Source organism: Methanobacterium petrolearium (assembly GCF_017873625.1).
Classification (GTDB): Archaea; Methanobacteriota; Methanobacteria; order Methanobacteriales; family Methanobacteriaceae; genus Methanobacterium; species Methanobacterium petrolearium.
In genome coordinates, this window is record NZ_JAGGKL010000006.1 from 104,629 (window position 1) to 127,609 (window position 22,981).

Annotated in this window: 24 protein-coding genes and 3 tRNA genes; 13 read left to right on the top strand and 14 right to left on the bottom strand. The window is 37.6% G+C overall.

Translation table 11 applies throughout. The features are described from left to right. Nucleotides 1-77: 77 nt before the first annotated feature. From mch to J2743_RS07045, 3 genes are all read right to left on the bottom strand, one after another. Nucleotides 78-1,040 carry a methenyltetrahydromethanopterin cyclohydrolase gene (mch, locus tag J2743_RS07035; RefSeq protein WP_209625872.1) on the bottom strand — a complete coding sequence of 321 codons (963 nt, stop codon included), beginning with the start codon at nucleotides 1,038-1,040 and terminating at the stop codon, nucleotides 78-80. A gap of 93 nt (nucleotides 1,041-1,133) precedes the next feature. Further along, the gene (locus J2743_RS07040) at nucleotides 1,134-1,787 is read right to left on the bottom strand and encodes a thymidylate synthase (RefSeq protein WP_209625873.1); all 654 of its coding nucleotides are present in this window, start codon (nucleotides 1,785-1,787) and stop codon (nucleotides 1,134-1,136) included. Next, complete coding sequence (locus tag J2743_RS07045) at nucleotides 1,775-2,749, bottom strand: methionine synthase (protein ID WP_209625874.1); 975 nt, start codon at nucleotides 2,747-2,749, stop codon at nucleotides 1,775-1,777. The genes J2743_RS07040 and J2743_RS07045 overlap by 13 nt, the downstream gene beginning before the upstream one ends. A 216-nt stretch (nucleotides 2,750-2,965) precedes the next feature. Between J2743_RS07045 and J2743_RS07050 the strand changes: the two genes are divergently transcribed. Further along, on the top strand, nucleotides 2,966-3,388 hold the full coding sequence (locus J2743_RS07050) for a pyridoxamine 5'-phosphate oxidase family protein (RefSeq protein WP_209625875.1): 423 nt from the start codon (nucleotides 2,966-2,968) through the stop codon (nucleotides 3,386-3,388). An 82-nt stretch (nucleotides 3,389-3,470) separates the two neighbouring features. On the opposite strand, the gene J2743_RS07055 is transcribed toward J2743_RS07050, so the two are convergent. From J2743_RS07055 to J2743_RS07065, 3 genes are all read right to left on the bottom strand, one after another. Beyond that, a complete protein-coding gene (locus J2743_RS07055; RefSeq protein WP_209625876.1) occupies nucleotides 3,471-3,773 on the bottom strand; it encodes a DUF1894 domain-containing protein in 303 nt (100 codons plus the stop codon). Beyond that, a complete protein-coding gene (locus J2743_RS07060) occupies nucleotides 3,774-4,283 on the bottom strand; it encodes a DUF1890 domain-containing protein (RefSeq protein WP_209625877.1) in 510 nt (169 codons plus the stop codon). 72 nt (nucleotides 4,284-4,355) lie between these two features. Beyond that, nucleotides 4,356-5,435, bottom strand: coding sequence for a hypothetical protein (locus J2743_RS07065; protein ID WP_209625878.1), 1,080 nt, complete (start codon nucleotides 5,433-5,435; stop codon nucleotides 4,356-4,358). A 290-nt stretch (nucleotides 5,436-5,725) separates the two neighbouring features. Here J2743_RS07065 and J2743_RS07070 point away from each other — a divergent pair. After that, a tRNA-Ala gene (locus J2743_RS07070) sits at nucleotides 5,726-5,799 on the top strand. Nucleotides 5,800-5,923: 124 nt separating this feature from the next. Here J2743_RS07070 and J2743_RS07075 read toward each other — a convergent pair. From J2743_RS07075 to hypA, 3 genes are read right to left on the bottom strand one after another with little or no spacing between them, the layout of a single operon-like run. Continuing rightward, nucleotides 5,924-6,952 carry a DUF354 domain-containing protein gene (locus tag J2743_RS07075; RefSeq protein ID WP_209625879.1) on the bottom strand — a complete coding sequence of 343 codons (1,029 nt, stop codon included), beginning with the start codon at nucleotides 6,950-6,952 and terminating at the stop codon, nucleotides 5,924-5,926. A 35-nt stretch (nucleotides 6,953-6,987) separates the two neighbouring features. Then, nucleotides 6,988-7,644: a hydrogenase nickel incorporation protein HypB gene (gene hypB, locus J2743_RS07080; RefSeq protein ID WP_209625880.1), complete on the bottom strand. Its 657-nt coding sequence runs from the start codon at nucleotides 7,642-7,644 to the stop codon at nucleotides 6,988-6,990. Continuing rightward, nucleotides 7,637-8,017 (bottom strand): hydrogenase maturation nickel metallochaperone HypA, encoded by a 381-nt coding sequence (gene hypA / locus J2743_RS07085; RefSeq protein WP_209625881.1) that lies wholly within the window; start codon nucleotides 8,015-8,017, stop codon nucleotides 7,637-7,639. The genes hypB and hypA overlap by 8 nt, the downstream gene beginning before the upstream one ends. A 183-nt stretch (nucleotides 8,018-8,200) precedes the next feature. On the opposite strand from hypA, the gene J2743_RS07090 reads away from it, so the two are divergent. The 5 genes from J2743_RS07090 (at nucleotide 8,201) to J2743_RS07110 (ending at nucleotide 12,013) form a co-directional block, all read left to right on the top strand. Next, nucleotides 8,201-9,067 (top strand): ribose-phosphate diphosphokinase, encoded by an 867-nt coding sequence (locus tag J2743_RS07090; RefSeq protein WP_209625882.1) that lies wholly within the window; start codon nucleotides 8,201-8,203, stop codon nucleotides 9,065-9,067. A gap of 63 nt (nucleotides 9,068-9,130) precedes the next feature. Further along, nucleotides 9,131-9,442 (top strand): DUF5518 domain-containing protein, encoded by a 312-nt coding sequence (locus J2743_RS07095; protein WP_209625883.1) that lies wholly within the window; start codon nucleotides 9,131-9,133, stop codon nucleotides 9,440-9,442. Between the two features lie 48 nt (nucleotides 9,443-9,490). After that, a complete protein-coding gene (locus J2743_RS07100; protein ID WP_209625884.1) occupies nucleotides 9,491-9,880 on the top strand; it encodes a DUF5518 domain-containing protein in 390 nt (129 codons plus the stop codon). A gap of 267 nt (nucleotides 9,881-10,147) precedes the next feature. Then, on the top strand, nucleotides 10,148-11,635 hold the full coding sequence (locus J2743_RS07105; RefSeq protein ID WP_209625885.1) for a GNAT family N-acetyltransferase: 1,488 nt from the start codon (nucleotides 10,148-10,150) through the stop codon (nucleotides 11,633-11,635). A gap of 45 nt (nucleotides 11,636-11,680) precedes the next feature. Next, nucleotides 11,681-12,013, top strand: coding sequence for an STAS domain-containing protein (locus J2743_RS07110; RefSeq protein ID WP_209625886.1), 333 nt, complete (start codon nucleotides 11,681-11,683; stop codon nucleotides 12,011-12,013). A gap of 407 nt (nucleotides 12,014-12,420) precedes the next feature. On the opposite strand, the gene J2743_RS07115 is transcribed toward J2743_RS07110, so the two are convergent. Together J2743_RS07115 and lonB are read right to left on the bottom strand one after the other, a co-directional pair. Further along, entirely contained in the window at nucleotides 12,421-14,001 is a 1,581-nt protein-coding gene (locus tag J2743_RS07115) for a DEAD/DEAH box helicase (protein ID WP_209625887.1), read from the bottom strand. Nucleotides 14,002-14,310: 309 nt separating this feature from the next. Beyond that, the gene (gene lonB, locus J2743_RS07120; protein ID WP_209625888.1) at nucleotides 14,311-16,218 is read right to left on the bottom strand and encodes an ATP-dependent protease LonB; all 1,908 of its coding nucleotides are present in this window, start codon (nucleotides 16,216-16,218) and stop codon (nucleotides 14,311-14,313) included. Between the two features lie 330 nt (nucleotides 16,219-16,548). On the opposite strand from lonB, the gene cobQ reads away from it, so the two are divergent. Continuing rightward, nucleotides 16,549-18,081: a cobyric acid synthase CobQ gene (gene cobQ, locus J2743_RS07125; RefSeq protein ID WP_209625889.1), complete on the top strand. Its 1,533-nt coding sequence runs from the start codon at nucleotides 16,549-16,551 to the stop codon at nucleotides 18,079-18,081. A gap of 139 nt (nucleotides 18,082-18,220) precedes the next feature. Here the strand turns inward: cobQ and J2743_RS07130 are convergent, their stop codons facing one another. Together J2743_RS07130 and J2743_RS07135 are read right to left on the bottom strand one after the other, a co-directional pair. After that, nucleotides 18,221-18,868: a potassium channel family protein gene (locus tag J2743_RS07130; RefSeq protein ID WP_209625890.1), complete on the bottom strand. Its 648-nt coding sequence runs from the start codon at nucleotides 18,866-18,868 to the stop codon at nucleotides 18,221-18,223. A gap of 324 nt (nucleotides 18,869-19,192) precedes the next feature. Next, a complete protein-coding gene (locus tag J2743_RS07135; RefSeq protein ID WP_209625891.1) occupies nucleotides 19,193-19,639 on the bottom strand; it encodes a universal stress protein in 447 nt (148 codons plus the stop codon). A gap of 252 nt (nucleotides 19,640-19,891) precedes the next feature. Between J2743_RS07135 and J2743_RS07140 the strand changes: the two genes are divergently transcribed. Both J2743_RS07140 and J2743_RS07145 read left to right on the top strand, forming a co-directional pair. Continuing rightward, nucleotides 19,892-19,965: transfer RNA gene (locus J2743_RS07140), tRNA-Gly, on the top strand. A gap of 2 nt (nucleotides 19,966-19,967) precedes the next feature. Continuing rightward, nucleotides 19,968-20,041, top strand: a tRNA-Gly gene (locus J2743_RS07145). A 180-nt stretch (nucleotides 20,042-20,221) separates the two neighbouring features. On the opposite strand, the gene J2743_RS07150 is transcribed toward J2743_RS07145, so the two are convergent. Then, entirely contained in the window at nucleotides 20,222-20,623 is a 402-nt protein-coding gene (locus J2743_RS07150) for a CBS domain-containing protein (protein WP_209625892.1), read from the bottom strand. 598 nt (nucleotides 20,624-21,221) lie between these two features. Between J2743_RS07150 and nikR the strand changes: the two genes are divergently transcribed. The 3 genes from nikR to hycI are packed head-to-tail and all read left to right on the top strand — an operon-like array spanning nucleotide 21,222 to nucleotide 22,882. After that, nucleotides 21,222-21,626: a nickel-responsive transcriptional regulator NikR gene (gene nikR, locus J2743_RS07155; protein ID WP_209625893.1), complete on the top strand. Its 405-nt coding sequence runs from the start codon at nucleotides 21,222-21,224 to the stop codon at nucleotides 21,624-21,626. A gap of 37 nt (nucleotides 21,627-21,663) precedes the next feature. Then, nucleotides 21,664-22,434, top strand: a complete 771-nt coding sequence (locus J2743_RS07160; RefSeq protein ID WP_209625894.1) for a methyltransferase domain-containing protein — start codon at nucleotides 21,664-21,666, stop codon at nucleotides 22,432-22,434. After that, complete coding sequence (gene hycI, locus J2743_RS07165; protein WP_245248125.1) at nucleotides 22,418-22,882, top strand: hydrogenase maturation peptidase HycI; 465 nt, start codon at nucleotides 22,418-22,420, stop codon at nucleotides 22,880-22,882. Before J2743_RS07160 ends, hycI begins: the two co-directional genes overlap by 17 nt. The last annotated feature ends 99 nt before the right edge of the window (nucleotides 22,883-22,981 follow it).

Genomic DNA, 22,981 nt, shown 5'->3' on the forward strand with positions numbered 1-22,981 from the left:
CATAAAAAAAGTTCCTTTAATAATGTTACTTTTAAAAAAAGGTTTTATAAAAAAAATAATTGTGAATTGTAGAAGTTCTACAATCCAAAGGATTTCTTTAAAAGTTCAACATTAACGTATCCTGCACGGAAGAGTTCCCCGGTGGTTAAATCGTTTATTACCACTTCTGCAGGGGCAAACATGCCTTTGTCTATTTTGAAGAAGTCGAAGTTGGCTTCTTTGAACACATCATAAAAAGGCTTTCCATATCCATCTGCAGCAGATGATGGTAAATTCTCTGCCAGTGCTTTCAAGTCATCCTTAGTTTCTGATTCAATGAAGTAGTAGGTTCGACCACCGAATAAAACTGCATCGTTGGTTTTTCCCATTGCTTTCAGGCTGTCTGGATCCACTGGAGCTATAGGTGCTATGCCTGCTGCATGTTTAACCTTATTAACATCGAAGTGCAGGGCTTCCAGCATTTTGTAAGTTCCGTTTTCCACAACTCTTCCAGCTATCTGAATGGAACCAACCAAGGATGATGTGGGTGCAACCAGAGTGTAAACATTCTCAGGGGTGACTTTACACTCCTTAGCAATGTAATCAGTTACAGCCTCATCAGGGAGCTGGTCAGCTTCCAAGGTTAGGATGGCTAGATCAGCCTCATCCATGTAACCTATTTCTTCGTAGGTTTCTTCGGGTTTCAGTGCTAGTGCTCTTGCAGGACCTGAGCCCAGGGCGAAGAAGTCTCCCACACTCACTGACCATCCTGCTTTCTGGGATCCTAACGTTGATATTGCAGGTTGATGAGTTTTTATCTTCACTGAGGGAAGGGCAACACTGTCTGCTAATTCTCCAGGTATGGAAATTCCCACTTCAGCCAGTCCACCCAAACAAACTTTGGTGTATAATTCTCCAGCTTTGAAACTTCCAGTTACATTAACTCCAGCATCTATAACTGTGGAACCATTTTCAAGTTTGTGAACTGCAATATTAAGGTCGTCTGCATTCTCAATCATTAAGTCTACTGTCTTTTTTGCTTCCAAATTGACACTTACCATCCTAATCATCTCCATGAAAGTGAGATATAATGGATTATTATCCCTAATGTTATCCATTAAATTGTTTTAATCTACCGGGATTTTTAAGTTTTTTTATTTTCTTTTGTTATAGAAAAGATTTTCAATGGGATTTATACCCAGGGCTTCCTCAAAGTTCACCTGATATATGTGGGCGCTGATGGAGTGTATAGTTAAGGTGCCCACTTCAACTCCTACTTCCTTGGCAACGTACTGGGAAAGGTGGGTGAGACCAACTGCATTGGGGAACCATGCCCCATAAATGTCATGGGATCTCCAGAGGCCGGTGGTGTGTAACTGGCCATCTCTGATCTTGAAATCCACCAGTATCATGCAAGGGACTTCATCCTCTTTAGTGTCGGTGGGAGGATCCCATGTTACAGATATGGCTCTTCTGGATTCGCTACAATTTTTAAGACGTCTGATTGCTTCACCTATCTGATCTATGCCCTGGAAATGTTTTCGTAGCCGGTTACCGTAGGTGTAGATGAAACCCTTTTTATCATCACTTAAGAATTGTTTGGCATAAATTTCAAGTTTCTCACCACTCCAGAAGTAACCAGGCGGAATATCCAGTTTGAGGGGATTATCCATCGAAACAATTGTATTGCGAAGCTCAAGGGTTAATGAGCCCCTTTCATCCTTTATTTCAGAACCTTCCTTCATAACTTTTTTTACCAGTTCTTCCCACCCCAACTTAATGGTGGGTTTTTTGATCAGGATAGCCATTTTAGTGCCTCCGTCATATTCTTTAGTTTTTGATAAGCCACTTTTTCAGGTAGCATGCGCATTCCACAGTCCGGGTCAATCATCATGTTTTCTACTCCAACAATTTTTGCTCCTTTTTTGATGAGTTCGTGAATTTCCTTCGGACTTTCCACCTTCTCAGTTTTGGTGTCCACACATCCAAAACCAATGATCTTTTTAAGGTCTGTGTTTTCTAAGACTTCAAAATTCCTCTTTATCCCTGCAAATTCACAGTCCACCATATCTACAGGAAATTTCATTAGTTTTCCAAAAATTTGGGTCACATCCCCACATACATGCATGGACACCGGAACTTTTAAACCATCACATGCGATTTTTATGGCTTTAAGGGCTGTTGGGATGTCTGCCATTCCTGTAGAAAGAAAAGGTTCGTCGAACTGAATTATGGCTGCTCCTACTCCTTCCAAGTATTTGGCTTCCTTGTTAAGAGCGTATGCCATGTCAACGATGGCTTTATCCCTGTCATCCATGGTATAAAATCCTTCAAGACGTGATGATAAAACGAGGGTTGTTGGGCCGGTGATGATTCCTTTAACTCCCTTAACATCTGCAGTGATTTTTCCATTGGCAATGACACCGGCACCTGCTTTGAAATTATCCGAAAGTGCGTGTGCAGTTTTAAGGGCGATTTTCAGATCTTCGGCTCCAATAGAATAGTTAAGGGGTAGTATTTTTCCCTTAATTTTGGAGGTGCCCTCTTCCCATTCCATTCCAGTTATATCCCGGGAGAATATCTCAATCATATCTCCACGTACCTGGCCTGTGGATATTATATCAATACCTGCAACTATCTGTTCCTGAACTGCAAACTCTACTGCCTGTTTGTAAGGGTCAAAACTGCCTAAAAGAGCAGAAATTTTAGAACCCAGTGATGCTGGCTCTTGGGGTGGGGAAGGATAGCTTCCAACTACCGTGGTTAACATGAGGTACCTCTTATTAAGGGATTAAAGGCCTTTATTATGTCCTTTAATTTCATTACGATTACTAACTGAATATGGTTCTCTGGATATATAAAATCAACACTGCCACAATAAAAACTCTTTCTTACTGTCTATTTTATACTATTTCAAAGACATAAATTTAATTCACAGATATTAAGTAACGTAAGTAAAAAAATAGGAAAAATGGAGGGAAACACTATGGAATTTGCAGATTGTGTTAAATTCGCCAATGAAAATCCAGTGGCCTGGTTGGCAACTGTTGATGGGGATCAACCCCGTGTAAGGGGTATGGGATTGTGGTATGCAGATGAAACCGGTTTTTACTTCCAGGCAGCAACCATGAAGGATCTGGTCCGGCAACTTCAGGAGAATGGTAAAGTGGAGTTTGCATTCTACCGGCCTGATGAGATGGTGGGAACCATGTTAAGGGTTTCTGGTGAGGTTGAATTTATCAATGATCTGGAAGTTAAAAAACGGGTTTTAACTGACCGACCATTCCTAAAAGAGTTCGGGTTAACTGCTGAAGGTCCAGAACTGGTGGTGTTCAGAATATCAGAGGGTGAAGCTCACTTCTGGGATTGGGAAAGTAATGTAAAGCCTAAAGAAATAATAAAATTTTAATTGATCAATTATTCATTTTTTAAAAAGCCAAAAAAGATTGTATGTGGATGTGAGGGTTGTCTATATAAAAACACGTTAAAAATTAATCTATACCAACAGCCCTTATTTTCTCTATTTCATCTTTAGGAACAGGTATCTCAACGGTTGCTGTTCCGTAACAGGGTTTGGTGTATGGTAACATTATAGTGCCTTTTTCATCGTTTATTCCGATTGGTACTGGGGGTATTCCAATTATTCGGGCTCCCACTATTTTTTCTCCAGGTTTAACATGAACCACTTCCACGGCGTTCTCTTCTATGAAACGAGCACAGTCCTTGAACCCTGAACGGGTCATGTGTATCTGGTAGTCTTCAGACATACGAAGATAAGTTTCAAGACAAAACATCTAAGAACCCTCCCCTTCACTGTCGCTATTAGCATCTTCTGGTAGGGTTTTATTGTCGAATTTCTTCAGTGCCCTGTCCAGGCGAACTCTTAATGGTGTGGGGTTGTGGTACGCCCGGGCAGATGCTATTTCAGCTTCGGTATTTTCTCTGACTGTGTTTACAAAGTAGTCCAATTTCTCCTGATCGCGGGCGAAAACCAGGGCCAAGCTTTTAGTATTGAGGATGTGATAAAATGTTACAAAATAACTAACTGCGGCATCTTTGGGAACGAATCCTAAAAGAAGATCATAATCTCCCTCTTTTAGGCCATCAAGACAGGTTTCTATGTCTATCTTGTTTTTTAGATAATGTTTTTCAGGGTCTGATACTTCCAGTAGTTTTTTGGCTGATGGTGTGCTGGCCAATGTAACCTCATATCCCATTCGAGTTAATTTATTGGTGGCATAAATTGCCAGAGGAGTTTGAGATGGTGATTCAGGGCATGCCAATAATATTATAGCTTTTTTCATGAAATATTCCCTCTAATATTTTTACATTTAACACTCTTAATGATTTAAATCCCTTAACCTATTTACAGCCATTCATTTTTTGATCAACACTACATGACCGACTACCAGTGCACTCAATATGATAAAGGTTAAAAGAGCTGTTCCATTGATGGAACGGTTCATCAGAAACAGTCCCATGGTTGCCTGAGTAATGAAAGCAGTTAAGGACCCTATTAGTAGAGCTTCCCTCCCCAAACATTTTTTATCCCCATTTTCCCTCCTTTTCCTGTATGTTCTGAGTATGTTAAACCCTAAATACATGACAAAAATACACCATATCAGTAAAAAGATTAGGAAAAGATAGCCGAAGTCAAATGCCACCCCAAATATGCCAGGTAACATGTAATCAATAACATCCTTCTTGGTTACCAGTATTCCATAAAAAAGAGGGAAGGGCAAACCAAATAACGTTATTAATGTAACTGGCAGTGAGATATATCCATCGGATCCTCCCAGACAGGCATCCTGCCAGTAACAAGAACCATATTGGTGTCCAGTAAGAGTTGCATGGTTAATTACCATTTTAAGGCTGGATAATGAGTAGGTTTCAATCCGGGTAATTCTGAGTAAGGGACTAAGTACACTCATGTCCAAAGCTCTGGAAAGTAATTCCAGGGATCCAAATCCTGCTATTGCCGCTGCAACCACGAAAATAATTCGCCTAACTGTGAAAACAGATTTCTGGCGGAAAGACTTGGAGATAATGAAAAATCCAATGAAGAGTCCCAGTAACCATAAAGCCAGGAATGACCTGTGCATTAAACCTCCAGCTATGGTTATGAATAAAATAACACCATACATGTACAGTTTAAGGCTTCGGGTGTTGATTCCAGACTTTTCCATAATTGGGATAGCTGCCATAATGGTTACAACCGCCAGAAGGGCGAGTGGTCCATAGGGATGGGTGAATTCTGAGTGGGTGAAGCCAGGTATGAATAATAACATGGCATCCATTCCAAAGAGTAAGGCGAATCCTGCCGCAACGATCATGGCCACCATGAGAACTAGGTTTAAAGACATTGGGGCCAGGTTCAATAAAAAGAATATTCCTATTTGAATTATAACTGCTATTTCAATAATGTACTGTAAATGATTCTGAGCAATTAAAGCCATTTATACTGATCCTCCAATCTGGACGTTATATGGAAAATTTAAACTTATGAATATTTTGAATTCATAAAAAGCCTTTTAATATTTGTGATGTTTATATTGTATAGTTTATTCAAATTATAATACGAATTAATTGGATTTATTGAATTTATAGTAAGAGTATTCTAAATGTTTTATATATTTGTTAGATAAGTACCTCTTTAAAAGCTTTGTGAAGTAGAGAAATGTTTTGATAAGAAAGATTAATATATGGAGCATTAAGTTTAAATAGACCAAAAGATAAGTGCTATAAAGGGCTGGTAGCTCAGGTTGGTAGAGCGTCGCCTTGGCATGGCGGAGGCCCCGGGTTCAAATCCCGGCCAGTCCACTACCAAATTATTATTTTTCCATAAATTTCAATACAGTAACATGAAATTAATGTATATATGAAATTCATATATGAAATTCTTTTGTCACAGAGGGTGATTACACCTATAAACCATCTTTATTAACTACCGGCTGTTAGCTGCATCATAGATGTTTTCGATGATGATGTTAAACAAATCATCAGTAGAAAGTTTTTGAACCCTGTAATCATCCTTGAGAAGCTCTTTAGCTATCTTAACTATTTCTTCAGGATTTGTTGATCGTTTCATAAGTCCCTTTTCTATGTAATAGGCATCCACTGATAGTAGAGTTCCAGGATAGCAGGATATTACTGGAGTTCCCAGGAGAGCGGCTTCCCTGTTCATGGTTCCACCAGCACCTATCACCAGGTCACAGGCCTTCATTAAACTGAAAGTATCCACAGGAGGATTTATCAGAGTTATATTATCATCGCTCTCAAATATCTGCTGCTGTTCCCTGAATCTGGGTATTACAAGGATATTGGCCTGATCCTCCAGGGCTTCCACAATGGGAGAAAGTACAGTTTTATGACAGTCAGCATCCAGATAAGAAGCAAGGGACGGTTCAGGCCTCATCAGTATGGTTTTTTCTTTTTCAAGGTCTAATTTAAGGTCCTGGAATATGTGAGGATTATATTGAAAATCAACAAGATGAGTAATCTCAGATGTGCCATTGTAAGGTAACAGATGGTCTGGATTAGCACCACAACGTACCAAACTTTCTGGTTTGATTACTTTAGGGAGTATGATCCTGTCACAGAGAGGTAACGTGAGTTTGTTCGCAGCTATGGCATGTTCATTATCCAGAACAAAAACACTGGGGATTTTAAGACCATAAGAAACCCTGGGAAGTTCAATAGAATGTTTAGAAACAGCTACATCCGGTTTTTCACGGCTTATAATCTGTGAAAGTTCATATGCCCTCTGTGTGCTGCGAATGAGTTTTTCCTCCAGAGTAACTCCATGCCACCCCACCAACTGATAGTTAATTTTGAACAGATCCAGGAGCCGGTGAACGTCCCCAAACCTGCGGGTGGTTACGAAAACTTCTTCACCCTGACGCTCCAGGTAACGGATTATACTCTGGAAAAACCTTGCATGCGGGGCATTAACTATGTCGATCCATATCTTCAACCCATCACCCTACCTTTTTATTCAATTCTTTTAATTCAATTCTCACTTATAGAAATTTCAATGGCTTTCATTACTTCATCAAAACCTTTATCAGTTTTCAAACTTGTTTTAATAACTTGAACATCGGGGTTTAACTGTTTAACATCATTGACCATTTTATCTGAATCTGCACCCACAGCATCAGCCAGATCGACCTTGTTGATTACCACCAGATCAGCATCCTTGAATATTAATGGGTGTTTCTCCACGGTGTCATCTCCTTCAGTGACACTGATAACTACCATACGCATGTGGCTGCCCAGTTCAAAGTCCACAGGACATATAAGGTTACCCACATTTTCTATGAATAACAGGTCAATATCTCCCAGAGGTAAATCATGAAAAGCGTGTTCCACTAGATGAGCATCTAAATGACATTCTTTACCAGTGTTCAATCCTACTACTGGTACTTCATGTTTTTCAAATCTACCTGCATCGTATTTACTAATGACATCACCGGCAATAACCCCTATATTACAGTCCATAGCATCTATTAATGCCTCGATGAGGGTTGTTTTTCCGGATCCTATGGCTCCCACAACATCAACGGAATAGACTTGATTATTATCCAGCATTTTCTGATTTTTCCGGGCTAATTTGCGGTTAGCCACCATTATATCATGTTGAACTTCCACTTCTGCAATTTTATGCATTTTCATCACTTTTTTCTATTTTAATTGTTTTAACGTTACATTCTCTTCCTTTTAAAATTTCCACATTCCTTTCATTGCATTTAGGGCATAGAACAATAGCCAAATAATGGTCAGAACCATCGGTATTGGCTAATCCTGTAAATTCACAGTTACGACATTTGATCTCAACTGGAACCTCTTCAATTATGATTTCTGCACCTTCAAGGAGGGTATCCTCAGCTAAAACACCCAATAAAAATTTAACCTGCTCCGGATTGAGCATGGTAAGCTCTCCCACTTCAATTGTGACTTCCACTATTTCCTGGGCGTCATTTTTTTCTGCAACGTCAAGTACTGTTTCCACTATGGCTTCTGCCATGGATAATTCATGCATTGAACTACCTCTCCAGCTTTTATTTAACCTATGTTATGGGAAGCTTATTAATAAAGTTAACAAATAATTAAAAGTGAAAGTTAAAAACTGGCATCATCTTCAAATGACATTAATAGCTTTGGAAGTTGAAATAAGCCATTGCATATCTTTAGTAATATTTTAATTAATCTATGGTGATTCTTGATGATAATAGGAGGATCTTCTTCCCAGAAACTGGCAGCAAATATTGCCCGAGAAATGGGTGATGTACTATGTCCCCTTGAAAGTAAAAAATTTCCGGATGGAGAACGTTATATTCGAATAAAAGGTGATGTTGAAGATGGGGTGGTAGTGGTACAGTCCACTGGTTATCCTCAAGATGAAAATCTTATGGAACTTTTCTTGATTCTGAAAACAATTCACAAAATGGGTGTCAAAAAAATAAAAACAGTGATCCCCTATTTTGGTTATGGTAGGCAGGAAAAAAGTTTCAATAGTGGAGAAGCCATTTCTGCTGAGGTGGTATGCCAGTTAATTGAACAATCAGGCGCCAGTGAAATATACAGCATAAATCTCCATGAAGCAAGCATTTGTAACCTTTTCAATGTTCCTGCACATAATTTGTCGGCTATGCCCACATTAGCCAATCATATAAGAAATAGTGTTGAAGATCCTGTAATTGTAGCTCCTGATAAGGGCGCTCTAGGCTTTGCCGATGAAATAGCCAATATTTTAGGGTGTGGATCTGATTATCTGGAGAAGGTGCGCCTATCCCCTGATAAAGTGGAAACCAAACCTAAAAATCTGGATGTTGAGGGAAAAGATGCGGTGATCATTGATGATATCATCAGCACCGGAGGTACCATCGTCAATTCCTGTGGTATTCTACAGGAGCACGGAGCCAGAAGGATCCTGGTTAGCTGTGTGCATCCAGTTTTGGTTGAGGATGCTCTTCTGAAGATATTCGCAGCCGGAGCAGATGATGTGATTGGAACTGACACTCTTAAATCAGAAGTCAGCAGTGTTTCAGTGGCTGGTTTAGTGGCTGATACTTTAAAAAAAGGATTGTAACATGATCAAGTGATATACTTAGATCTTAATTCCTCTTTAAAAAAAAATTAAATGGTGTAACAATTGACTGATTGGACCCCGGTTATTGTTGGTATAGTTACAACTGTAATCATTGGTTTGGTCAGCATAATCATACCATTTTTAGGAGTTTTAGCCCCTGTAATAGGAGGCCTGGTTGCTGCTTACATGGCTGGAGGGGACTACAAGGATGGTGCAGTTAACGGAGGCATTAGTGGGCTTTTTGGTGGTGCGATCTTAGGCACTGCTTTGCTAGGAGCATTCACTGCAGTGATTGGTGGTTTGGCATTAGGATCCATTGTTGGTCTTATACTGGGAATCATTGGAGGAATAATTGGGATATTGATTAAAGGTTAAATGGAGTTCATTCATTTAAAACAGGAATACTGAAAGGAGGGCGAATGAATGGTAAACTGGACAGCAGTAGCTATTGGTTTTGTGGTAACAATCGTTCTAGAAACAATTGGAATTGTTTTTAAATCTGTGGATGCTTCAGTAGCCATGTATATAAGTATTTTTGCACCGATAATAGGGGGTTTAATAGCAGCTTACTGGGCAGGTGGTGTGTATAAAGAAGGTGCCATTAACGGAGGCCTTGCAGGGGGAATGGGTTCCCTTATAGCAGCCATTATTTACGTTCCCGGTAATTTATCAAATGTGGCAGCCAATGCAGTGATTAGTTTCGTTAGTAGTGGAATATTGGGAGTTATAGGTGGTTTAATCGGGATTTTATCCAAAAAAAATCCCAAAGAAAAGAAAGAAGAAAAAGAAGAACATTCTCAAGATGAATCCTAACTACTCCCTTCACATCAGAAATATGTTCAGCGCACTTTTCCAAAGTAAAGACTTACTATTTTACAAATAAAGCAAAATTATATTATTAAATTCAGTCTTAAATAATATTGGAGGGTTTACCTTGAAAAAACTTTCTAATAATGACAACTTGCCCCTGAAAAGCAAAGGTAAAGACCTTTATTTGAAGTTTTTCCTACTTAATTATTTTCTTACTATTTTTTCATTCATTTTTTCATTCATCACAAATAAGTTGCATGGAGGAACAGCATGCCCCCTGGAACTACAGATAAAGAGACACTTGCCTCATTAAAGGTAAAAGCAGAATTAAGATTACTTCCCATTGTTTTACGTGCAGTTAGAGATGTAACTTCAGGTTATGGGTTGAATGAATCTGCTGTGAGGGATTTAGAGCTGGCAACTGAAGAAGCATGCCATAATGTCATTGAACACGCCTATGAGCCCGGGGAACATGGATATTATAAGGTAAAAATTCACCGTGAACCTACTTGTTTTAGGGTCACGATACGAGATCAAGGCATACCCTTTAACCTTCAGCGACTTAAAGAAGAAAAAAACTCTGATATTGGGGTTAAACTCATGAGAGCTTGTACTGATGAGATCAAAAGCAAATATTTGGGGAAAAAAGGAAAGGTGGTAGAATTGGTTAAAAATTTCCCCTTTGAATCGGTTAATGAACTGGAATCTCCTCCAAATACACTTATATCCCCTAAAGAAGATCTGGCCCCTAAATCAGAAATGGTTGATTTACGTTTAATGCGTCCAGATGAAACAGTGTCCCTGGCCAGGTTAATATATCGTGTTTATGGTTACACCTATCCCCATGAAGAGATTTATTATCCTGAAAAATTCGCATCTCTAATAAAATCTGGACTGGTTACCTCCTGTGTTGCTGTAAACGAACAGAATGAAATTGTGGGTCATCTGGGGGTTTTCCTGGAAACTCCTGATGATCACGTAGGGGAATCTGCTCTGGCCGCGGTGGACCCCTGTTACCGTGGAAGGGGACTTTTCCCAAAAATGAAGAAGATGATGATGAAAGAAGTGGCATCTAAAGGCATTTTAGGCCTTTACAGTAGAGCTGTGACAGTTCATATGGCATCTCAAAAGTCAAATGTGGAAATGGGCGCCAAAGAGACTGGTTTTGTCTTGGCACATTCCCCGCCCACTGCAATCTTTAAAAAAATGAAAACTGAGGATGTGGGGATCCGCCGTACTGTAGCCCTCTTTTACGTGCTCGTGGCACCTGACCAGGAACAAACCGTCTTTTTACCATATAAACATCAATATGTACTCAGGAAAATCTACAAACACACTGGATTAAAAAGGGTTTTGAAAATGGCAAACCCTGATAATGTTAATTTAGCTTTTCATTCTGATATTCACTCACACATTTTACCAGAAATGGCTAGTGCTTTTTTAAGAGTTAACAAATATGGAACAGATTTCATGGATGAACTAAAACTTCATGTTCAGGATCTAAAAAAGAGAAAGATCGAACTAATAGTTCTGGATCTTCCACTAAAGGATCCTAACACCGCCATACTATGTCCTGAAATCGAAAAAATGAGATTTTTCTTCAGTGGTTTGATGCCAGAATATCTGGACGGTGACGCCCTACGTCTACAATACCTTCATAGTGTGAATTTTGATCCTGGAACCGTGGATGTGTACTCTGAATTTGCTAAAGAATTATTTAATTACATAGTACAGGAATGGGAAACCCACTCAAGTTAACTTAAACAGATATTGTGTAATTGTTGTTGATAGGGAGTGTGCAAAATGGAAATAACTGGAAAAAGTGTAAATGGTGTAGAAGTAGTATTTGTGAGTGGTCGGTTGGATGCCTATAACTCGAACCTGGTTGAAGGTAAGTTCAATGAAATCATTGACTCTGGCAAAATCCAAATAGTAGCTGATCTTTCTGGGGTGGACTATATCAGTAGTTCTGGTCTAAGAGTGATGTTAGCCTCCCTTAAAAAACTAAATAAAATGGGGGGCACCTTAAAATTATCCGGTTTACAACAGTATGTTCTGGAAGTCTTTGAAATCGCTGGTTTTACTCCACTCTTCCAGATTTATGATTCACAAGAGGACGCTATCGCCAGTTTTTAAAACTAATGATATCCCAATTAACAAAACAGAATAGGATATACTCAATTAATTCTCAAAAAAAATCATGCCAAACCGAAAATAAATAATTAAAAATAATTCAGATTATCATAGACCCTCTAAGTATAACTCTTTTTACAGATCTGGTGGAGATAAGTCTGTGTTATTATAGTCATAGCCTATCTCCGGAGTCGGTTCAAATACTTCACCATAAGTTCTTGAGGGCAGGTTAACCATCAACAATAAAAAAAATTTTTATTTTAATATTCTGTGCTATTTCAATCTACGGTTCATACTCAGGAGTGAACATCCTTAGCAGTGGTTGAAAATTTATTCGTTCCCATGATACCAATCAGACTCACCATTTCCAAAGATCTTAAAAAAGAACAATAAATGGAATAAACCATTTTTTACATTTTTTTATGGGCAGGTTCCAAATTCACTCTTAAACCTTTAATTCCTTTCTTTTGAAGGGTGCTGGAAATTTCTTTAGCATTTTTTGCAGGTAGTTCTATGAAGGAGAATTTTTCAAGAACATCGATCCTGCCAATGCTAGTTGAAGAGAGTCCTGAAACTTCACGGATGGCTTTGATTATATCTTTAGCTTTAACTTTTTGTTTACGACCCACGTTTACAAAAAATCTTACCATACCTGGCTGAGCACCGGTATCACCATATTCCGAATCAGAATTTTGACGGGAGTCCTCCCTGCCGGTGTAAAGTTTTAATAAAGCAGCAGCAATATCCAGTGAGTTGTAATCTTCTTCCATTAATCTTTCAATCAGGTACACTTCTCTATCTAAATTACTGGTATTGATCTCTTTTTTTAGTCTTTCCAGGAAAAGATCTCTTTTGACCTCTTCAACTTCACTAAGGGATGGGATTTTTTGCTGTTCGATTCGAACCCTAGTGTATCTCTGAATATCCCTTAATTGGTATATTTCTTTTCCAGATACAAAGGTGAATGCCTGGCCGGTTTTACCAGCACGCCCAGTTCTTCCGATTCTGTGGACGTAGTACTCTTCGTTGTTTGGCACATCGTAGTTGAAAACTGCTTCCACATCATCCACATCTATTCCTCTGGCTGCTACATCTGTGGCTACCAGAATTTCGATCTGGCCCTTCCTGAACTTGGACATAACTCTGTCCCGTTGATTCTGACTCATATCCCCATGAAGTCCATCCGCAAAATATCCTCTAGTTTGTAAGTGATTCACAAGGCGATCAACCCTTCGTTTAGTGTTACAAAATACCAAAGATAGTTTCAGGTTGTGCATATCTATGAGTCGGGTTAAAAGGTCTAACTTCATTTTTTCCTTGACTTCGAAATATATCTGACGAATTTCAGGAACTGTCAGTTCCTGATGGGCTACTTTCAGCATTTCAGGATTGTTCTGATATTTTCGAGTTAATCCCAGGATCACCGGAGACATGGTAGCTGAAAATAACAGCATCTGTCTCTGGTCAGGAATTCGTTTGAGGATGAATTCAATGTCATCTCTAAAACCCATATCAAGCATTTCATCTGCTTCATCCAAGATAATCATCTTCACCTGGTCCATTTTAAGGGTGCGGCGGTGAATATGATCCATTACCCTTCCAGGAGTGCCAATAACAATTTGTACTCCTCTTTTCAGGGCTTTGATTTGTCTTTCAATGGGTTGACCACCATAAACTGGTAGCACAGAAGCTTTTTTATATTTAGATAGTTTTTTTATTTCTTCTGCAACTTGAATGGCAAGTTCTCGGGTTGGACATAAAATGACTGCTTGAACATCCCTACTAGACAAGTTCAACATTTCTAAAACTGGTATTCCAAAAGCTGCTGTTTTTCCAGTTCCGGTTTGTGCCTGGCCAATGACATCCCTACCATTTAATATATGTGGTAAAACTAGGGATTGTATAGGAGTTGCTTCTTCAAATCCCATGTCAGCTATGGCCTTTTTCATTTCACGAGATAATTCTAAATCTTCAAATAATAAACTTTCCATGTTATCTTCCTTATTTAATAATTCAAGTAATGATTATTAATATCATTAATTCAGTTCAAGTAAAATCAGGCAAATCCAATTATAACTCTACAAATAGCATCTTAAAAATAGCAGAGATAATTAAAAAAATCCATATTTACTTTTTTTCTTTTTATAAATTAGTAGTTCAATGCTTTTAAAGTAATAGGTTTTTTAGACTTTGTGAACTTTTCTAAAAAAATTAAGCAAACGAACATTTTAGATCTAATCACTCAATTTAATATCTGAAAAATTTTAAAAAGGGGAATATTGGGAATAAACCTTAAAAAATTAGTTGGTTGTAGGTTTATGGAGTATTCCCGTAGGTACCATGTCCGTGATTTTCTGCATCTTGTCCATGAGACCTTTTTTACCTTTTCCGAGAAGTGAATGCTCTAAAACTTCACTCAGAGTTTCTACAGGTACGATTTCAATCTTTTCACGGTAGTGTTCCTCTATCAGGACATCTTCCATGTTAGATTTAGGAATTAAGACTTTGCGTATTCCTGCTTCTGCTGCAGCTTCGATTTTGCCAGTGACTCCTCCAACAGGGAGCACATCGCCCCGAATGCTTAAAGATCCTGTAAGGGCTACTGATTGGTCAACAGGTATGTTTTCCAGTGCGGATACAACTGCAGTTGCCACAGATACACTGGCACTATCTCCTTCAACTCCTTCATAGGATTGGAGGAACTGTATGTGAATATCATAGTTGGATATATCAGTTCCAGTATGTTTCTTTATCAGGGCACTTACGTTTTGTACTGCTTCTTTAGCAATCTCTCCCAGTTTTCCAGTGGCAATGATTTTACCTTCATCTTTACTCTGTGCAGGTGCTGCTTCAGCAGCGATTGGCATTATAATGCCACTACGATCTCCGATAATGGCTAATCCATTGACTTTTCCAACTTCACCACCTTCGGACTTGAATACTCTATAACGTTTTTTCTGGACAATGTATCTATCAGCGATTTGTTGTTCTAACGTCCTTGCCAGTTTTTTAGCGCTTAGAACATGTTTTACTGTGACGGCATCTGCTTTTTCACCCTTTGCTATGTCACCGGCAGCTCTTACTAAACCCCCGAGATCCCTTAATTTGAGGGTTAATGAATCTTTTTTACCGGCTCTGCGCTGGGCTTCGTGTACTATTTCAGCAACAGCTTCACTACTGAAATGAGGTATTCTACCATCTTTTTTAACTTCTTGGGCCACGAATTGGACCAGTTTATCACGGTTTTCCGTGGTGTCTTTCATGGTGTCTTTCATGAAAACTTCGTAACCATAACCACGTATTCTGCTTCTGAGTGCAGGGTGCATTCCTTCCAGAACATGCAGGTTTCCGGAAGCAACTAGTACGAAATCACATGGGACTTCCTGGGAACGAACCATTGCTCCACTGCTGGTTTCACTCTGCCCAGTTATCTGATATTTTTTCTCCTGCATGGCAGTTAGGAGCTCTTGTTGGGTTTTCATAACCATAGATCCAATTTCGTCAACGTAGAGTACTCCTTTATTGGCTTTGTGGATCATTCCTGGTTCCACTCTTTCGTGGGCAGGGGTTCCCAGTCCACCAGACTGGTAAGGATCATGTCTAACATCACCTAAAAGGGCTCCAGCATGAGCTCCAGTGGCATCCACAAATGGGGCCATGTTTTTTCTTTCATTATTTATTAAAAGTTTAGGAACCATCACTGAACTGCGCGGTTTCATCTGCTGTATTGCCAGGAATACAATACCTGCGGCTATTATTGCTGCCAGGGGTTGGTTCATTACAAAACCAATCACCAGGATAAGGCTGATGATGGCAATCATGAACATGTTTTTGCGTTCTTCCTGTCCTTTTGCCTTGATTTTGTAGTTGGTCACTACATTTTTTCCTTCACCAGCAGGCATTACTCCGATTAAGGGATTGTGACTGTCCTCCATATTAGGATATACCAATATATCCTGTAATTCCTCAGGGGGGAGCAATTCAGCCATTGCCTTGGCTAGCATGGATTTTCCCACACCGGGTTCACCGATTAAGAGAACATTACGGCGCTGCTTTGCTGCTTTTTTAACTGTTTCCACAGCCTCTTTCTGGCCAATTATCTGATCTATAATCTTATCAGGGACATCTATGTCTCCTGAAGATTTGTAAGTACTAATTTTGAGAGTTTCATCATGAGAAAGCTCAGAATTTGGGTTATTATTTGCCATAGGCTTTATTAACCTCCCTAATTTTAGATTTATAAAAAATCAACCTGTTTTTATAATCGAATATACTCTAATGACTATAGTAAAACTTGTATATGAACATTTGCTTTGGATTTTATTCTATATTTTTTTGCTCTTTAGATCAATTCCATCAGCAGATGTCATGAAACATATAATTCATTTTAAGTATATAAAAGTGTTAAGATTATTTAAATTCACCATACTAAATTCATCCAAAATTCAAATTAATAATCTGATCTTGAAATAACTATTTAACAGATTCATTATTCAATTAAAAGTTTATTATCCAATTAAAAGAAAAAAGTGAAGAAAATGACACCTTCCAAGAGAACTAAATGTATCATGGTCCAGGGAACTGCTTCCAATGCAGGTAAAAGCGTGGTGGTAGCTGCACTGTGTCGTATTTTCTCCCAGAGAGGATATCGTGTTGCTCCCTTCAAATCTCAGAATATGTCTCTCAATTCATTCACCACCTCTGAAAACAGGGAGATAGCCATGGCTCAGGTTCTGCAGGCTGAAGCTGCTGGTGTGGAACCCCATCATAACATGAATCCTGTTCTTCTTAAACCCAAGGAAGACTTTATTTCCCAGGTTATAGTGCATGGAAAACCTGCAGGGGATATGAATTTTTATCATTATCAACATAACTTCAGGGATAAAGCTTTAAAAGCTATTAAAGACTCTTTAAATGCTTTGAAAGAGGATTATGATATTATTGTCATGGAAGGAGCAGGTTCGCCTGCTGAAATTAACATGTTAGATGTGGATCTGGCCAACATGCAGATTGCACGTCTGGCTGATGCTGATGTAATTCTAGTGGCAGACATTGACAAAGGTGGAGTTTTTGCATCAATTGCTGGAACGTTCCAACTTTTACCCCCTGAAGATCGAAAAAGGATTAAAGGCATCATCATCAATAAATTCCGAGGGAATCTGGATATTCTGATGCCAGGAATCCGTCAAATCGAAAAAATAGTAGGAGTTCCAGTTTTAGGAGTTTTACCCTATGATCATGACCTTAAACTCCCTGAAGAAGATTCAGCTTCACTATCTGAACGTAAATATAATGGTAACAGCAAAATCACAGTAGGTGTGATGCGATTACCACGCATTTCCAATTTCACAGATATTGACCCCCTTGAATATGAAGATGAAATAGGAGTAAGACTTATCCAGATGGATGATGAGATTGGAAACGTTGATGCACTAATTATTCCTGGAACACGCAACAGTATTAGTGACATGGTAACCCTTGATAAAGAAGGTTTTACTGACAAAATCCAAGTTCTTGCCAAAGAAATTCCTGTTTTCGGTATTTGTGGGGGTTATCAAATGCTGGGAACAAAGATAATAGATAAATCCCTCAAAGAATCCAATATAGGTAGTATCGATGGTATGGGAATTTTGGATGTGAAAACCAGCTTTGGCGAATTTGAAAAAACAATTAGCCAGAGCAAGGGAACTCTTATTGGTAATGGAATCTTTAAAAACAGGAAAAAAGAAATTTTAAAGGGTTACGAACTCCATGAAGGTTATTCTCGCCTGGGTAAGTCAAAACCTCTTCTTAAAGTTCTTAAAGGTTGTGGTAATTATCCTGAATCTGGTTTTGATGGTGCTCAGGACGGTTTAGCTGCAGGTACTTATTTCCATGGAATATTCCATAATTTTAATTTCCGCAGATCCTTCACAGATTATTTAAGGGAAGTTAATGGCCTTGAACCATTAGGATATTCACATGATGAATTTGAAGAACTAAAAAAATTCTCGATTCAGCGTTTATCTGATCTGGTGGAAAATAACATTGACATGCGGCTCCTGGAAGATGTACTACGTTGTCACATTTAATTATCCTGGAAAAGCCCATATAATGAAAAAGAGAATTATTTAAGAAAAGAACAACAAAAGAAGATTTGAACAACCAATATTAATATAAAAGAATTGTAATTAACAAAATTGTATACAACTGAATCGTATACAACTAAGATTAAATAAAAACAGAAGTAACTTTTTTAACTGCGGTGGTTTTCACCAGTACCGATATCTTTTCATCCTTTTTCAACACCCAATCATCATGAGGGATGCGCATCTCACCGTTTTGATGAATTGCAGCAATTATGTAGTCATCAGTAGGACTCAGATCACCAACACATTTTCCAACAACTCTTGAATTCTGAATACTTATGTCCAGCAATTCAGCATTTCCCTTACCTACAACAATTAAATCAGCAATTTTTGGACGGTTAATTAGTTTTTCAAGATATCCCGCTGCTGTGAGTTCTGGACTGATAACGTAATCAATGCCTACTTTTTTAAATGCTTCTTCATGATCAGGGTTGCTTACCCTTGCTATAATCTTGGATACATCATAATCTTTTACCAGGATGCATGAAAGTAGATTAGCCTCATCAAAACCAGTGGCAGCCACAAAAACATCAGCATCAGAGATGTTGGCATCTTCTAATGTCTTTGTATTGGTGCCGTTACCACAGATTATTAAAGCATCTAAATTCGCTGCTGCTTCACTGCATAATCCATTGTTGGACTCTATAACAGTTACATCATTTCCAGATGTCACTAAATAGTTAGCCAGAGTCAAACCAACTCTTCCAGCACCCATTATCACTACGTACATTTAAACACCCTTACTAAATCTTGATTTAATAATTATTTATAGATTAAAGAACATTTAATGCATTAAAACGATTATTTAAAATCATTAGGTAACTTGTATTGTTAGGAAGATTTAGTAATATAAAGTTTACGGGAATTGGAAAAATTCACTGACTCAATGACCAAACAATACTTCAGCTAAATAAATATTATGCTAAATATAAGCTAAAAATAGTTTTTTTTAGAAAAATAGTTATATTTAGAGATTTAATTGGTATTTAAAAAAATTAGTGGAAAAATATCAGACAAAGAATATTTTAAAGCAATAGATCACCAAAAAGTTGATTTATTTAATCACTAAAACTGGGCATTCTGCAGATCTTACCACTCTTTCAGTAACACTTCCTGGATATAATCTTTTTAATCCATGTTTACCAGAAGCACCCATCACCACCAGATCAATGCCTTCTTCTTTAATGGTTTTCAATATTTCATCAACAGGTTGACCTTTTTTTATTTTGGTGACAAACTGGACGTTTTTGCATTTGCCATCACATTGATCATTCTGTAATTTTTCAGAAAATCTATTAACTGCCCTATTCCCCTCTGCCTTAAAGTGATCCTCTAAAGTTGATCCAAGATCTTCTTGAGGTATAGAATTCAGGTAAGATGTGTCAATGACATTTAAAACAATAATTTGAGAAATAGCCTCCTCCGCAAACCATATTGCGTGTTCACCAGCTTTTTTGGAATATTCTGAACCATCAGTAGGTAATAAAATTTTTTTGTACATATCATTCCTCAGGAGTGTATTTTGTAAACTTTAGAATAAACTTTTTTATTTATTCATCTACAGCACGTGATAAAAAAAATAGAATGAGTAGAAAAATTATTTGAATCGAATTTAAAAGATGATTAGAAAGCCCAATAAGAAATTAGAAGACTCTTTACTTAATTGATATTATTTATTTCATCTTGAGAAAATTTCAATGAAAAAAGTAAAAACCTAAAGATATAAATAACATGAATAGAAAAATCACGGTATGCGGCGTTAGTCCAGCCTGGTTAAGACACTGGCCTGCCACGCCAGCGACCCGGGTTCAAATCCCGGACGCCGCATCGCGGTTGTAGTCTAGTCTGGTTAGGACTTGGGCCTTCCAAGCCTACGACCCGGGTTCAAATCCCGGCAGCCGCATTTCTCATTATTTTTATATGCCTATATTAGACAATTCACTAAACCAGACAATTCACCAACATATTAATAAGTTGAATAAATTCGTTTGTTTATGGACCAACTGTGGCCAAAATTAAAAAGAGATTGATTTAATCAAAGATCTATCAATGATCAAAACTTAGATTTCTTTGTATTGTTTATTTAAACCGGAACTAAAAGTTCTGCAGCCACCATACGACATATATCTGTCTTTGTAATAACTCCCACCGGTTTATCATCCTCCAAAACCAATAAACCAGATATGTCCGCTCTTAACATAAGATTTGCAGCATCTTCTATACCGTTATTTGCAGAAATGGTTATAACCTCCTCAGACATTATATCCGTGATCTGAAGGGAAACAGCATCTTTAGCCGAAGGTTTAATGGTTCCAAGAACTCCAATAATATCTGAATAGGAAACTACACCCATAGGTTCTCCTGCATCATCCATCACAAAAAGTCTTCTCACCCCTTCCCTATACATCTTTTGAAAGGCTTCTGTTGGAGGAGTATCTACATTAATGCTTATAACACCCTTATTCATGGCATCTTCAACTTTCATGTTTTCACCCGAGCATGATCATCATTACATCTATTGTAATTATTATATCACGACATCACTAGTATAGTTTAGTATGGAAAATTAGATGCAAAGAATTCATACAAATTATCAGAATTCATTCAAAATATAATCATGATACAAATCAAAGGCAGTGGCATGATTTAAGGCAATTTGTATAAAAATGAAGAAATGATTAACTTACCCAAAAACCAGTTTTTTTCAAAAAAATATCTAAAAATATCTTATTCATTTAATACAACATTTAATATAAATGATTAACATCATTTGATCAGTATTACTTATGTTGAAGTTACTAAAATGATTTTATTTAAGTAAACCAGACTTTTTATCCCTAATACTGATTCCAAATTCAAATTCTAACAATGAGAGATGTATAATTTAAAAAACATATTGATAATGTCCATAGTAAAACATACCAAAGTTTATATATAACAGATTTTTATACTTAAATAAAAAAATTATTTAGAAAAATTATGCTTAAAAATTGTTTTGTATTAACAATATTTTAAATATTCTACAACATTTAAATAGTATAAAATAGTAATAAAATAATATAGAAGTTGGAGGGAACAAGTTGATGCGAATAAGCATGTCACTGCCAAAAAAATTGTTGAATGAGTTCGATGAAGTATTGAAAGACAGAGGATACCAATCTAGATCCAAAGGTATTAGAGATGCACTAAAGGATTATATCGTCCGTTATCAATGGATGAAAGAGATGGAAGGTGACCGAATAGGTATCATTGCTGTAATTTATGACCATCACTACACTGGAGTTATGGAAGACCTTACTGACATACAGCATGACTTCCGAGAATATATTAACGCCGTTATGCACGTTCACATGACGGAAAAATACTGTTTAGAGGTAATAGTTGTTAAAGGAGACGTTAAATACATCCGAGACCTCACTGAAAAGATAATGAGACTTAAAGGTGTAGAACACGTTAAATTAACCAGTACCGCTAGTGGACCGAAGTAATAAAATAATTTTACTTCAAATTAACAAAAAAAAGAGGATGAAACTTACATCCTATCAACAAAACTTGCTTTCGGATACCCATCGATTGGCAGCATTCTACGAAGCTATTAATCAAAAGTCGAAAGGTGTTGTATACGATTTAGGGACCGGTTCTGGAGTTTTTAGCTTCTGGGCTGCCCCTTTAGCTCGTTTTGTTTACGCGGTGGAAAAAAATCCTCATACCGCTAAATTAGCCCAAAAAAATCTTAGCACCTGTGATAACGTTTCCATACTGGTAAACAATGCTAAAAATATTAATTTTTCTGAAAACGCTGACCTTATAATTTGTGAAATGATGGATACTGCTCTCATCGATGAAGAGCAAGTTCCAGTCCTTAATTCTGTGCGAAAATATCTTAAAAAAGATGGGGATATTATTCCATGTGGGGTGTTTAACGGCGTGGAAGCAATTCATCTTGAAAGTAAACACACCATCTACCAAGAAGGGCAAATACCACAACCTGAATTGATGAGTAAACTCCTCATATACGATAAAATTGATTTTAAGAAATATATTAAAGAGGAAACTGAACACCAAATTACCATTCCCATCAACAGCAACGGCACAGTTTCGGGTATTAAGATTACGACATTCACTCTTCTAACATCCAACCTCATTTGTGGCCCGACACCCATGCTTAATCCACCTCTTCTCATTCCTACCAATAATTTAAATATGGAAAAAGGAGAATCCATTAATATAGACCTGAAATATTCCATGGGGGGTGGATTAGATACAATTAGAGCATCAATTGAAACAATTCCTTGAAGATCATCGTAAGATAGTCATAATGGGAATTGGTAATGAAATGAGGGGTGATGATTCCATAGGGTCTGTTCTTGCCCAGGAAATGTCAAAATCATTCATTGAAAATGAAAACATTACAATCATTGATGGGAAAACTGTTCCTGAAAATTTCACTGGCACCATAAAAAGAGAAACCCCCAGCCATATTATCCTCTTAGATGCAGTGGAAATGAATAAAAAGCCAGGAAAGATTAAACTGGTTAACAAAGAGGAAATCGAAAACTACAACATTTCAACCCATGCCATGCCATTATCCTTTCTAATTAAATACCTTGAATCAACATCATCTGCGAAAATAATTCTTCTGGGAATACAACCTAAAAATATGGATTTAACCAATGAAATGTCCCCGGAAGTCCAAACCAGCGCCAATTACATATTAAAATTATTTCATGCACTTTTAAAATAAGAAATAAATTACATTCAATTATAATATCATTTTATTTCTGGAATGATTCCATTTAGGAATAGTATTCCCCATCTACCTTAATATTTTTTAAATAAATAT

Coding starts and splice junctions, on each gene's coding strand:
- mch (WP_209625872.1), bottom strand. CDS start 1,040: ATGGTAAGTGTCAATTTGGAAGCAAAAAAGACAGTAGACTTAATGATT.
- J2743_RS07040 (WP_209625873.1), bottom strand. CDS start 1,787: ATGGCTATCCTGATCAAAAAACCCACCATTAAGTTGGGGTGGGAAGAA.
- J2743_RS07045 (WP_209625874.1), bottom strand. CDS start 2,749: ATGTTAACCACGGTAGTTGGAAGCTATCCTTCCCCACCCCAAGAGCCA.
- J2743_RS07050 (WP_209625875.1), top strand. CDS start 2,966: ATGGAATTTGCAGATTGTGTTAAATTCGCCAATGAAAATCCAGTGGCC.
- J2743_RS07055 (WP_209625876.1), bottom strand. CDS start 3,773: ATGTTTTGTCTTGAAACTTATCTTCGTATGTCTGAAGACTACCAGATA.
- J2743_RS07060 (WP_209625877.1), bottom strand. CDS start 4,283: ATGAAAAAAGCTATAATATTATTGGCATGCCCTGAATCACCATCTCAA.
- J2743_RS07065 (WP_209625878.1), bottom strand. CDS start 5,435: ATGGCTTTAATTGCTCAGAATCATTTACAGTACATTATTGAAATAGCA.
- hypB (WP_209625880.1), bottom strand. CDS start 7,644: ATGCATAAAATTGCAGAAGTGGAAGTTCAACATGATATAATGGTGGCT.
- hypA (WP_209625881.1), bottom strand. CDS start 8,017: ATGCATGAATTATCCATGGCAGAAGCCATAGTGGAAACAGTACTTGAC.
- J2743_RS07090 (WP_209625882.1), top strand. CDS start 8,201: ATGATAATAGGAGGATCTTCTTCCCAGAAACTGGCAGCAAATATTGCC.
- J2743_RS07100 (WP_209625884.1), top strand. CDS start 9,491: ATGGTAAACTGGACAGCAGTAGCTATTGGTTTTGTGGTAACAATCGTT.
- J2743_RS07105 (WP_209625885.1), top strand. CDS start 10,148: ATGCCCCCTGGAACTACAGATAAAGAGACACTTGCCTCATTAAAGGTA.
- J2743_RS07110 (WP_209625886.1), top strand. CDS start 11,681: ATGGAAATAACTGGAAAAAGTGTAAATGGTGTAGAAGTAGTATTTGTG.
- J2743_RS07115 (WP_209625887.1), bottom strand. CDS start 14,001: ATGGAAAGTTTATTATTTGAAGATTTAGAATTATCTCGTGAAATGAAA.
- lonB (WP_209625888.1), bottom strand. CDS start 16,218: ATGGCAAATAATAACCCAAATTCTGAGCTTTCTCATGATGAAACTCTC.
- cobQ (WP_209625889.1), top strand. CDS start 16,549: ATGACACCTTCCAAGAGAACTAAATGTATCATGGTCCAGGGAACTGCT.
- J2743_RS07130 (WP_209625890.1), bottom strand. CDS start 18,868: ATGTACGTAGTGATAATGGGTGCTGGAAGAGTTGGTTTGACTCTGGCT.
- J2743_RS07135 (WP_209625891.1), bottom strand. CDS start 19,639: ATGTACAAAAAAATTTTATTACCTACTGATGGTTCAGAATATTCCAAA.
- J2743_RS07150 (WP_209625892.1), bottom strand. CDS start 20,623: ATGAAAGTTGAAGATGCCATGAATAAGGGTGTTATAAGCATTAATGTA.
- nikR (WP_209625893.1), top strand. CDS start 21,222: ATGCGAATAAGCATGTCACTGCCAAAAAAATTGTTGAATGAGTTCGAT.
- J2743_RS07160 (WP_209625894.1), top strand. CDS start 21,664: ATGAAACTTACATCCTATCAACAAAACTTGCTTTCGGATACCCATCGA.